The organism is Rhodoblastus sp. (genome assembly GCF_041915505.1).
Classification (GTDB): domain Bacteria; phylum Pseudomonadota; class Alphaproteobacteria; order Rhizobiales; family Beijerinckiaceae; genus Rhodoblastus.
Window position 1 is genome coordinate 1 of record NZ_JAYSBG010000090.1, and the last position, 11,233, is coordinate 11,233.

At 63.4% G+C, this 11,233-nt stretch carries 11 protein-coding genes; 6 read left to right on the top strand and 5 right to left on the bottom strand.

Going from position 1 to position 11,233, the window contains the following annotated elements:
• The coding region (locus tag ACE3S9_RS07850) for an alcohol dehydrogenase catalytic domain-containing protein (RefSeq protein WP_374545889.1) at nucleotides 1–439 on the bottom strand (439 nt) is incomplete at its 3' end.
• A gap of 276 nt (nucleotides 440–715) precedes the next feature.
• Between ACE3S9_RS07850 and ACE3S9_RS07855 the strand changes: the two genes are divergently transcribed.
• Nucleotides 716–2,209 (top strand): hypothetical protein, encoded by a 1,494-nt coding sequence (locus tag ACE3S9_RS07855; protein ID WP_374545890.1) that lies wholly within the window; start codon nucleotides 716–718, stop codon nucleotides 2,207–2,209.
• Between the two features lie 118 nt (nucleotides 2,210–2,327).
• On the opposite strand, the gene ACE3S9_RS07860 is transcribed toward ACE3S9_RS07855, so the two are convergent.
• Entirely contained in the window at nucleotides 2,328–2,756 is a 429-nt protein-coding gene (locus ACE3S9_RS07860) for a DUF1772 domain-containing protein (RefSeq protein ID WP_374545891.1), read from the bottom strand.
• A 288-nt stretch (nucleotides 2,757–3,044) separates the two neighbouring features.
• Here ACE3S9_RS07860 and ACE3S9_RS07865 point away from each other — a divergent pair, with 288 nt between their 5' ends.
• Nucleotides 3,045–3,224: a hypothetical protein gene (locus ACE3S9_RS07865; protein ID WP_374545892.1), complete on the top strand. Its 180-nt coding sequence runs from the start codon at nucleotides 3,045–3,047 to the stop codon at nucleotides 3,222–3,224.
• 49 nt (nucleotides 3,225–3,273) lie between these two features.
• Here ACE3S9_RS07865 and ACE3S9_RS07870 read toward each other — a convergent pair whose 3' ends face one another.
• Nucleotides 3,274–3,954: a DUF6790 family protein gene (locus ACE3S9_RS07870; RefSeq protein ID WP_374545893.1), complete on the bottom strand. Its 681-nt coding sequence runs from the start codon at nucleotides 3,952–3,954 to the stop codon at nucleotides 3,274–3,276.
• A 62-nt stretch (nucleotides 3,955–4,016) separates the two neighbouring features.
• Between ACE3S9_RS07870 and proS the strand changes: the two genes are divergently transcribed.
• Nucleotides 4,017–5,564: a proline--tRNA ligase gene (proS, locus tag ACE3S9_RS07875; RefSeq protein ID WP_374545894.1), complete on the top strand. Its 1,548-nt coding sequence runs from the start codon at nucleotides 4,017–4,019 to the stop codon at nucleotides 5,562–5,564.
• Between the two features lie 18 nt (nucleotides 5,565–5,582).
• Here proS and ACE3S9_RS07880 read toward each other — a convergent pair whose 3' ends face one another.
• A complete protein-coding gene (locus tag ACE3S9_RS07880) occupies nucleotides 5,583–5,954 on the bottom strand; it encodes an SPW repeat protein (RefSeq protein ID WP_374545895.1) in 372 nt (123 codons plus the stop codon).
• Between the two features lie 317 nt (nucleotides 5,955–6,271).
• Here ACE3S9_RS07880 and ACE3S9_RS07885 point away from each other — a divergent pair, with 317 nt between their 5' ends.
• Entirely contained in the window at nucleotides 6,272–6,412 is a 141-nt protein-coding gene (locus ACE3S9_RS07885) for a hypothetical protein (protein WP_374545896.1), read from the top strand.
• On the top strand, nucleotides 6,409–6,909 hold the full coding sequence (locus tag ACE3S9_RS07890; RefSeq protein WP_374545897.1) for an NUDIX hydrolase: 501 nt from the start codon (nucleotides 6,409–6,411) through the stop codon (nucleotides 6,907–6,909). Before ACE3S9_RS07885 ends, ACE3S9_RS07890 begins: the two co-directional genes overlap by 4 nt.
• Nucleotides 6,910–6,926: 17 nt before the next feature.
• Here the strand turns inward: ACE3S9_RS07890 and shc are convergent, their stop codons facing one another.
• The gene (shc, locus tag ACE3S9_RS07895; RefSeq protein ID WP_374545898.1) at nucleotides 6,927–8,963 is read right to left on the bottom strand and encodes a squalene--hopene cyclase; all 2,037 of its coding nucleotides are present in this window, start codon (nucleotides 8,961–8,963) and stop codon (nucleotides 6,927–6,929) included.
• A 292-nt stretch (nucleotides 8,964–9,255) separates the two neighbouring features.
• On the opposite strand from shc, the gene ilvD reads away from it, so the two are divergent.
• Nucleotides 9,256–11,094: a dihydroxy-acid dehydratase gene (gene ilvD, locus ACE3S9_RS07900; RefSeq protein WP_374545899.1), complete on the top strand. Its 1,839-nt coding sequence runs from the start codon at nucleotides 9,256–9,258 to the stop codon at nucleotides 11,092–11,094.
• Nucleotides 11,095–11,233 lie beyond the last annotated feature (139 nt).

An 11,233-nucleotide genomic window follows, 5' to 3' on the forward strand; every position in this document is an offset into this window, starting at 1 on the left:
AGAGCAAAGGCGCGAGCGCGGCGTCTTCGCCCGTCTCGCCCAGCGGAAAGGCGAAGCGCGCGTCGGCGATGGTCATGTCAGCATAGCCGCCGTCGCGGGAATAGCCGGTGAATTCGGGATTGTCGCAGAGATTTTCATGGCCGCTGACGCAGGGGCCGCAGGCCTGGCAGGTATGGCCGAGCCAGGGCACGCCGACGCGCTCGCCGATCTCGAAACCGCTGACGCCGGGGCCGATCAGGTCGACGCGGCCGACGATTTCATGACCGGGAATGATCGGGACGCGCGGATGCGGCAATTCGCCGTCGACCACATGAAGGTCGGTGCGGCAGACGCCGCAGGCGGAAATTTTCAGCCGGATTTCGCCGGGGCCGGGGAGGGGATCGGGCCGCTCGGTCCATTCCAGTGGCGCGCCGATTTTATTGAGTACCATGGCGTGCATGAGGCGGCCTCCCGATGCGGCGCAGTTTCGATCGCGCACCCAAGGAAAGTCAATGCGGTTACGAAGGCTTGGACGAAACGGGTTGACTTAACCGTTGCAACAGCACATCCTTAACCTGCCTCTGGATAGAGGCTGAAAAGAAACCTGGATTGGTTTCGGTTGTTGACTTCGCTGGAAAGCGGAGGGGCTCGCCGGTCCTTTTTACGGTGTAGGCTTGTGCGCCAATGGTGCACTCGAATGGCCGAAGCCAGTCTTTCGTCATGAAGGACTGGATAAATGGAAGATTCACCAAAATTAATTATTCGCTTCGCCTTGGTGGCTGAGCAGCCGAACGTTCGCGACGAGGGGCGGCTGACTGGCGCCGGGTTCGCGGAATCGATCGCCGGCATCAAACGCTACACCGGCTTTGTTCGCGGCCGGGATCTGTACCCTCTGTTTGATCACCTTTCACTTGAGGCAAATCCCCGGGCGGCGAAGACCGGACCGGTCACCGACGCAATCCTTGAGTCTCTGGAGATGACCCCCCATTTGTTTCCTTTTAAGTCGAAGGGTATCTTGCTCGGCACGTCCACCTTTGAGGCTCTCCAACGCAATCGTTTTGAACTGCGATTTGAAGATCCGGCATCGGAGGGGGTCCTCGATGGAGGGCATAACATGCTTGCCATCGGGCTCTTTATGCTGGCCGAAGTCGTCGGCGAGAAGCAGTTGGCGAGGGCTACGTTGTGGGACGAGATGAAAGAGTTGTGGGAGGAGCATCGCAAGGAACTGGAAGCTGTCAGAGAAAAGTTTGACTTCTTGGTTCCTGTCGAATTGCTCGTCCCTTCAGACCCGGAGGACGAGCGTTCCGTGCAACAGTTCGAGATGTCGGTATTGGATATCTGCGCTGCCCGAAACAACAACGCTCAGCTCACGCAGGAAGCTAAATCCAACAAGCTCGGCTTTTACGACGAAATTCGCCAGCGGTTGGACCCGGCGATCGCATGCCGTGTTGAGTGGAAGAGTAACGAATGGGAGAGCGGCGAAGGTCGTCCAATAAAGGTCCGCGATCTTCTCGCACTTGCTTGGATTCCGCTCAATCGGGCCAATGAGGCAGGTTTGCTGCCCTCTAACATCTCCGTCACGCCGCAAAACATTTATCGCAATAAGGGCGAGTGCTCGAAGCAGTTCGACAAGCTCATGTTGGACCGGCAAGTCTCGGAGCCACGAGATGGGCCGGTTCATGAACTGATCAACGAGAGGGTTGCAAGTTGCTTCGACATTTTAGCAGACTTGCCGAAGCTTTACGATAAGATCTACGCGGAGTTCCCTGAAGCATATAACTCGAACGGCTTCCGGTTCGGCGCGAACTCGATCGTCAAGATCTATGATCCCATTCGACGGGCGGTAGCGAAGGATAAGACGGATTACGTCGCGATTCAGCCGCACACACCGTTTACCGACCGGCCCGTTACTTATCGTTATCCCGACGGTCTGATTATGCCGCTGGTGTACGGGTTGAAGGGGTTGATGGAAATCGAAAATGACAGGGTAGTTTGGGCGGCGGATCCAGAGAATTTCCTAAACGCGTACCTTGCCGATATCGCCGGCGCTTATCGTCTGGTGCTCGATATGGCGCGCTTTGACCCGCAGAAGCTTTCCAAGAACCAAGCAAGCCACGAATTTGCGGTGAGCGAGTTCGAGAAGGCGCTGCTCAAGCACCGTGCGAAGCAGTCGTCGCTGGGCGGAGCCACTACTACTGCGAACAAGACAGATCAACCTCGACTTATTTGAATTGGTCTTCTTTCTGACAATTGAATGGCCCTCTCAGCGAGGGCCATTTTTCGACTTGCTGTGTAACACGCTCGGCCGGCCAAACTCACGCCACCACGCCGTTGTTGATTGAAAGAACTTAGCTCAGCGTCCACGCGAAAACCGCCACTGAAGCGACGCCCAGCGCCAGCAGGCCCCATTCGAGCTGGCCCCAGAAGGTGACGATCTCCCGCGCGTCAGCGTCGGGCCGCGTGGTGGAAGCCGCCAGCAGGCGATTGTTCAGCGGCACGATGACGAAATAGGTATAGGGCCAGCTCGCCAGAACCAGCAGCGAGCCGATCAGCCAGCGTATGTCGGAGCCGTGGCTGAAGGCCGCGAGACCGGCGAGCGCCGTCGCCACCGCGAGGCCGCCGAGCAGCGCGAAACCGCGCCGGTCGCTCGGCGCCCATTCGCGAATCATCGCCGCATCATCCAGCGCAAGGCGGGCCGGCTGCTCGACGAGAACCAGATAAAGCGCCGCGCCGGCGAAAGCCGAGGCGAAAATGAGAGCGAGCAGACCAGAGAGCATGAAAAACGTCCGATTTGGGCGCGAGCCGCGCTTTTCTTGCGTCATAGCTCTTTTGTCCGGCCATCGGAAGCCCTTTCGCGCCGGCGCCCTCCCGCTGGCGTCGGCGTTTATCATTCGTTAAGCCTAATGCTGGCATGATCCCTGCTTAGACATTCGTCGAACAGCGGTCGCGCCAAGCGGCCCGGCCCGGCGACGGGCCAAGCGACAAGGCGGGAAACGTATCGAGGGGTAAGTCGGGTTGGCGACAACCTGACAGGCATGTTCAACGCGTTTCACTGGAGACGACTAATGCCGATGACCCGCTGCGCTTATTGCCAATTGCCGACGCGCATTCATTTCGCTTGGTGCCAGGAAAGCGGCGTCAAGGGCGAAATGCCGCCGGAGGCTTTGCGCCCGGGCAGCATCGTCGCCGACACGCGCGAACTGCCGTGGTCCAAGCCGGTGCGAGTCGCGAAAATCCGACGTTGATAGCGGCTGGACGTGGCGGCTCGTCTCGGGCCGCTCGTCTCCTGCTCGTTCATTCCGCCCGGGATTGCACAGGCGCGCCGCCGCGAGAGGCTTCGCAGCGGCGCTGGAGCCACAGCAGCAGAAACCCGAACAGCGGGATGAAAATATCCATGTAGAAAATGACGCCCGCGTTGCCCGGCGCGAAATTATGCGTCGTGGCCATTTGATAGACATGGCCCGCCGCGGCGCCGAGCGTGAACAGGCCGGCGCCGACGATCGCGGCGAGGCGGAGGTCGAAGCTTCGGAACGCCGCGAGAAAGCCGACGACGGAAAAGCCCAGGCTCGCGGTCGCCACTTCGAACTGGAACGGGCTGTCGGCCCAGCCGATGAAAGCCGCCGCCATCCGTCCGAAAAAGGCGTGCATCACGAAATTGTAGAAAAACGCGACGCCGATAACCCAAAACACGTGCCACGCGAGCAGTTTCTCCACGACGAGCGCCGACCCGACCGGCCTTGCGGCCCGCGCGATTGCGATGGCGGAAAACAGCAGCCCGACAAGCAGGAAGGTCAGCGGAAAATTCGATAGAGCTGAGGCGATCGCAGCCTTGATGAAACCGGCCAAAGGCGTCCCCCCGATCATTTCGCGCGGCGCCGCGCTCGTCCGATAATCCCGTCGCAGCGCATTGGACAGGATCGGACCGGCGCTGGCAATGGCGTCGCTGGCGAAATGCGGCAAGCGTCGCCGTTGCAAAGCGCGCGGTTTCGGTCCAGTAGTGGCGGCCCCTGTCTTTCCCCAAACGGCCGGAAACCGAAATGAAACGCGCTTTGCCCGTCACCCGCGAAGAGAACTTTCCCGATTGGTATCAGGCCGTCGTCGATCAGGCCGATCTCGCGGAAACCTCGCCGGTGCGCGGCTGCATGATCGTCAAGCCGTGGGGCTGGGGCATTTGGGAGCTGGTGCAGGCTGCGCTCGACAAGCGCATCAAGGAAACCGGCCACGAGAATTGCTATTTTCCGCTGTTCATCCCGATGAGCTTCATCGCGCAGGAGGCGAGCCATGTCGAAGGCTTCGCCAAGGAAATGGCGGTCGTCACCCATCATCGCCTCAAGGCGCAGGACGGCAAGCTGGTGGTCGATCCGTCCTCGCAGCTCGAAGAGCCGCTGGTGGTGCGCCCGACCTCCGAGACGATCATCGGCGACGCCTTCCGCCGCTGGGTCGCCTCCTATCGCGACCTGCCGATCCTGATCAACCAATGGGCCAATGTGGTGCGCTGGGAAATGCGCACCCGCATGTTTTTGCGCACGACGGAATTCCTCTGGCAGGAGGGCCATACCGCCCACGCCACCAAAGAGGACGCGTTGGAAGAAACGCTGAAAATGCTGGAAGTCTATCGCGAGCTGGCGGAGGACATTCTGGCCATGCCGGTGGTCGTCGGCGAGAAGCCCGAGAACGAGCGTTTTCCGGGCGCCGATTCGACCTTTTCCATTGAAGCGATGATGCAGGACGGCAAGGCGCTGCAGGCCGGCACCTCGCATTATCTCGGAACCAATTTCGCCCAGGCCCAGAATATCCGCTACCAGTCGGCGACCGGCGAACTGGACTATTGCCACACCACCTCCTGGGGCGTGTCCACGCGCCTGATCGGCGGCGTCATCATGACCCATGGCGATGACGATGGGTTGCGCCTGCCGCCGCGCATCGCCCCGAAACAGGTGGTGATCGTGCCTATGCTGCGCGAAAAGCCGGAAGACGCCGAACTGCTGGCCTATTGCGAAAAGTTGAAGGTGGAGCTCGATGGCGTGGTCGCCTTCGGTCAGCCTTTGCGGGCCCATCTCGACAAGAAGCCGATCCGTTCCGCCAACAAGCGCTGGGACTGGCTGCGGCGCGGCGCGCCGATCCTGCTTGAAGTCGGCCCGCGCGACATGGCCGGCGACAATGTGACCCTGATCCGCCGCGACAAATTGCGTGACGGCGACAAGGTGATCTCGCAGGCTTTTTCGCGCGCGGATTTTCTCGGCCAGGCGCCGGCGCTGCTGGCGGAGATCCAGGCCAATCTGTTCGCCGAGGCCAAGGCGCGGCTCGACGCCAATATCCGCTCGGACCTCAAGGATTTTGACGCCATCGCGGCCTATTTCGGCGCGGCTTCAGAGGATGACGACGCCAAGGCCGGCTTCAAGGGCTGGGTGCGCGCGCCCTGGGCGCGGCCGACCGGCGCCGAGCTTGAGGCGGTCGAAGCGCGCCTCAAGGCGCTCAAGCTCACCTTGCGCAATGTTCCCGTCGGGCAGACAAGCGTTTCGGGCGCCTGCGTCTTCACCGGCCGCCCGGCGGTCGAAGAGATCATCATCGCGCGCGCCTATTGAGGCGCGAGCGGAGCAGCCCTAAAGACCGGGCGCATGCGGATGATGGACCGCCCAGAGTTCGGTGGCGCTCGCGAGCGCGATCAGCAGGCCGAGGACATTATGAGCTGCGACCGCGCGGGCGACGTCGCCGAAGCCGAGGACAAAGGGCGCGACGATCACCGCCAGTCCGACGAGCAGATTGACCCATTCCTCCCATTCGACGAATTTGAGGATCTCGGCGAAGGACATCATCATGACGATCAATCCGCCGAGCCAGGCGGCGCGGGTCGCCATTTCGTGGTCGGAATAGCCCAAAGCCCAGGGCGAGACGATCAGCAGCACGCCAAGGCCGAAGCTGGCGTAATCCTGAAAACGCGGTTCCGTTGTTTTGACGCGAGCGAGGCCCGCCATGACGGCCTCCCGATTCATGCGCCGGCGCCGCGCCGACGCTTCGAGTCTCGTTCGATATAAGGCGCTATCCACACCTTTCAAGCGCGTCTTCCGAGCGGGGCGAACGCGCCGCGTCGCGGCGGTTTACAGGCGTGCGGGCCGGGCTAAATTGATAGCCAAGGCAAGGCGATTCCCGCACCCCGCCAGCGATCGCGCCGGGGCGGGAGGCAATTGTCCTGGATCATTTGCATCCTGCGCGGACTTAACATATTGAAACGCGCAACGGAACGCTCGTCATAAAATCTTCATCTAACTGTCATTTTTCTGTGGGGGCGCTCATGCTCGGCTGGCTTCAGGCCCTGACTCCAAGAGAGGACGCGTTTTTCGCCATGTTCGAGCGCCATGCCCGGTTTGCGCTGAAATGCGCCCGGATTCCCCGCACGCCGCGCGTCGTCGGCTCGGGGGCGCTGTCGCCATGAGTGGGAAGCCGCGCAAGATCCAGAAAAAGGCGAAAAAGGCCGCGAAGGTCGCGCCGGAGGCTTTGGAGCCGATGGTGCGCCAGCAATTCGCGGCCTTGCCGTGGCGCATGATGAATGGCGCGCTGGAGATCATGCTGGTTTCCTCGCGCGACACGCGGCGCTGGATCATCCCCAAGGGCTGGCCCATGGCCGGGCGCAGCCCCGCGGCGGCGGCGGCGATCGAGGCGATGGAGGAGGCCGGGTTGCTCGGCGTCATGTCGGAAGAGCCGGTCGGCTATTTTCACTACGCCAAAAGGCTGTCGAGCCGGACGGATCATTGCCGGGTCGAGGTTTTTTCCCTGCGCGTCGTGCGGCAGCGCGATCACTGGCCGGAAAAGCATGAGCGCGCGACACAATGGTTTTCGATCGAGGAGGCCATCGCCTCCGTCTCGGACCCCGAGCTGGCCGATCTGATCGCCGCCTTCGCGCGCGACGCGGACGGCCTGTCCGCTCCCTGACGCTGCTTGGCGGACGCCTAAAGGCCCGCGCGAAGCGCCCGGGCCAGCGCCATCAGCGGGAAATAATGACAATAAAGGCCGTAGCGCAGCATGAAGGCGCGTGACAGCTCCGGCCCCTGTCGCAGGCGCTCCGCCAGCAGCGGATCGTCGAGCCGGATGGTCTGGCCGACGCCATAGCCCGGAAAGCCCGTGCCGGTAAATTCCCGCTCGGGCCAGGTCCCCTCGCTCTGGCGTTCGACCAGGAACTGGCAGCCGCGCGCGATTGCGTCGCGATCCTGTGGGCGGTTGACGGCGAGCAGGCCCATCAGCGCCCAGGCGGTCTGCGAGGCGGTCTCGGTCCCGCGTCCGGCCATATCCGCCTGCATGTAGGAGGCGCAACTTTCGCCCCAACCGCCGTTGTCCTGCTGGCGCGATTTCAGCCAGTCGCAGGCGCGGCCGATATAGCTCTGGCTCATGTCCTCGCCAATCGCCGCCAGCGCCGGCAGGACGGCGCCGGTCCCGTAAATATAATTCACGCCCCAACGGCCGAACCAGGAGCCGTCGGCCTCCTGCTGCGCCCTGAGAAAAGCCAAAGCGCGGGCCATGGCCGGATGGGATGCGGGAAGGCCGAGCTTGCCGAAAGCCTCGACAATATGGGCGGTGACGTCGACCGAGGGCGGATCGAGCGCCTCGCCGAAATCGCAGAACGGGATTTTGGTCAGAAGCTGGTTGGTGTTGTCCTTGTCGAAGGCGCCCCAGCCGCCGCTCGCGCTCTGCATGGCGACCAGCCAGTCGACGCCGCGCCGGATGGCCTCGTCGATGCCCTTCGCGCGCCATTTCGGATCCTTGCGGAAGGGCGCGAGCGCGATCAGCGCGACGGCGGTGTCGTCGGTGTCGGGATAGGCGTTATTGGCATATTCGAAGGCCCAGCCGCCCGGCTGGACCTGCGGCAGCTTGACCGACCAGTCGCCGCGAACCAGCACCTGCCGCTTCAGCACCCAGTCCACGGCCCTCTCGACCGCCTCGGACTGTTCCTCCAGCGCCCCGGAATCGTCGAAGGCGAGCAGAACCAGGATGGTGTCCCAGACCGGGCTGTTGGTGGCCTGGATGAAGGTCGCGTCGCCGATATCGACCCGCCAGCCCGGATCGTTCAGGCAGTCCAGCCCCTTGGCCATCACCGGATGGTCAAGCGCATAGCCTTCCACATGCAAAGCCATCAGGCTGTAGATCCAGGGCGGCTGGATGCCGCCCCAGCCGCCGTCATAATCCTGATGGCGGATGATCCATTCCACCACATGGCGGGCCGCCGCGCCGCGCCACAGGGTCAGGCCATTGCGGCGCCCGAATTCCTGCAAGGCGTGCAGAACCTTGTCGGTCTTGCGGAAGAAAATGTCCCAGCCGCCGGCATTGGCCTTTTCCGGCAGGTCATAGTCGAAAGCGGCGCGGCCGCCCGGGAACAAAGCGTCGAGGCGGCGCTCCGGCGGCAGCGGCCGGCTCGGGCGGCGCGCGGAGAGCAAGGCGATCGGCATCAAGGTCGCCCGCGCCCATTGCGCGAAATGATAGATGTTGAAGGGGAACCACAGCGGCAGCCAAATCACTTCCGGCGGCAGGTTGGGGGTCTTTTCCCACGGCCATTCGCCGATCAGGGCCAGCCAATAGCGCGTGAAGACGCGGATATTGCGCAATCCGCCCTTGGCCTCGATCCATTTCTGCGCCTTGACCAGAGCCGGATGGTCGGCGGCATAGCCCGAGACGCGCAGGGCGGCATAGGCCTCGACGGTGGTGTTGATGTCGCCATTGGGCGCGTTGAAATAGATTTCCCAGGCGCCGTCTGCGCGCTGGGTGTCGAGGAGGGATTGGGCGAGGCGCGGGTTGAGCGGGTGGTCGTCAAGCCCAAGGAACCACAGGCACAGCCGCCATTGCGCCTCCATGCAGCCATTGGATTCGGCGCGGCCGACCCAATGGCCGTCCGGCTTCTGCCGCGTGATCAGCCAGTCGGCGGCCGACTGGACGGCGGAGCGCAGGGCGGCGGCGAAATTATCGGCGGGTTTTGGTTCTATATCGCTGATCGTCACGCGTCTTTCCTCGGCGCAAGCTCTTGGCCGTTTCTAAGGTCGCCTGCAAGCAAAGGAAAGTCCGCTTGTCGATTCGCTCATGGACGCGCCCCGGACAAAGATGTAGGAAAGCCGAAATCCTGCGGGGGTATCCCTTCTCCCCTTGCGGGAGAAGGTGGCTCGCCGGAGGCGAGACGGATGAGGGGCGCCCGTTGCCGAAATGCCCCCTCATCCGGCGCTGACGCGCCACCTTCTCCCGCAAGGGGAGAAGGGAAGAGCCCTGCTCGACACTTTCAGGTCAGACGAGAGAAACATGCCTCCGTATCGCTCACGCACCTCCACCCACGGCCGTAACATGGCGGGCGCGCGCGGCCTGTGGCGCGCCACCGGCATGAAGGACGGCGATTTCGGCAAGCCGATCATCGCCGTGGTCAATTCCTTCACCCAATTCGTGCCCGGCCATGTCCATCTCAAGGATCTCGGCCAGCTCGTCGCGCGCGAGATCGAGGCGGCCGGCGGCGTCGCCAAGGAATTCAACACCATCGCGGTCGATGACGGCATCGCCATGGGCCATTCCGGCATGCTGTACAGCCTGCCGTCGCGCGAGATCATCGCCGACAGCGTGGAATATATGGCCAACGCCCATTGCGCCGACGCTCTGGTCTGCATTTCGAACTGCGACAAGATCACCCCCGGCATGCTGATGGCCGCGCTGCGGCTCAACATTCCGGCCGTGTTCGTGTCCGGCGGCCCGATGGAGGCCGGCAAGGTCGTGATTGGCGGCAAGACCAAGGCGGTCGACCTGATCGACGCCATGGTGGCGGCGGCCGACGCGAAGAACAGCGACGAGGACGTCGCCGCCATGGAGCGTTCGGCCTGCCCGACCTGCGGCTCCTGCTCGGGCATGTTCACCGCCAATTCCATGAACTGCCTGACGGAGGCGCTTGGCCTGTCGCTGCCGGGCAATGGCACCATTGTCGCCACCCATGCCGACCGCGAGGATCTGTTCCTGCGCGCGGGCCGCACGGCCGTCGACCTGTGCCGGCGCTATTACGAGCAGGACGACGCGACCGTCCTGCCGCGCAATGTCGCGACGTTCAAGGCGTTCGAGAATGCCATGACGCTCGATATCGCCATGGGCGGCTCGACCAATACCGTGCTGCACCTGCTCGCGGCGGCCTATGAGGGCGGCGTCGATTTCAAGATGTCGGATATCGACCGTCTGTCGCGCCGGGTCCCGGTTCTGTGCAAGGTCGCGCCTTCGGTGCCGGACGTCCATATCGAGGACGTGCATCGCGCCGGCGGCATTTTCGGCATTCTCGGCGAGTTGGATCGCGCCGGCCTGCTCAACCGCGACGTCCATTCCGTGCACAGCCCGAGCCTCGAAGCGGCTCTGGCGAAATGGGACGTGAAGCGCAATGCGTCGCCGGAGCTGAACAAGTTCTTCCGCGCCTCGCCCGGCGGCGTGCCGACCCAGGTCGCCTTCAGCCAGTCGCGCCGCTACGACGCCCTCGACGACGATCGCGCCAAAGGCGTGATCCGTTCGGCCGAACACGCCTTCTCCAAGGACGGCGGCCTTGCGGTGCTGTTCGGCAATCTGGCCGAGGAGGGCGCCATCGTGAAAACGGCGGGCGTCGACGAGAGCAATCTCAAATTCTCCGGCCCGGCGATCGTGTTCGAGAGCCAGGACACGGCGGTGCAGGGCATTCTCACCGGCCAGGTCAAGGCCGGCGACGTGGTGGTGATCCGCTATGAGGGACCGCGCGGCGGGCCGGGCATGCAGGAAATGCTCTATCCGACCTCCTATCTCAAGAGCATGGGCCTCGGCAAAGCCTGCGCGCTCATCACCGACGGGCGTTTTTCCGGGGGCACCTCGGGCCTGTCCATCGGCCATGTCTCGCCGGAAGCGGAGGAGGGCGGCCTGATCGGCCTGGTCGAAACCGGCGACCGGATCGAAATCGACATTCCGGCCCGCGTGCTGCGGCTCGATGTCGCCGAGGACGCGCTGGCGCGCCGCCGCGCCGCCATGGAGGCCAAGGGCAAGGACGCCTGGAAGCCGGAAGGCCGCGACCGCCCGCTGACCACCGCTTTGCGCGCCTATGCCGCCCTGACCACCAGCGCGGCCAAGGGGGCGGTTCGGGTCGTGCCGTGACCGCCTCGGAAGGCGAATTTTTTCCCCGCGCCGCGAATTTTTCGCGGCGCTTTTTTTTCGCCGCGTCAATCCGTTCATCATGTTCGACAAAGTGCTAACTCTCTTTGAGGGAACGGCTGGGCTAGACAGGGCGTAGTGA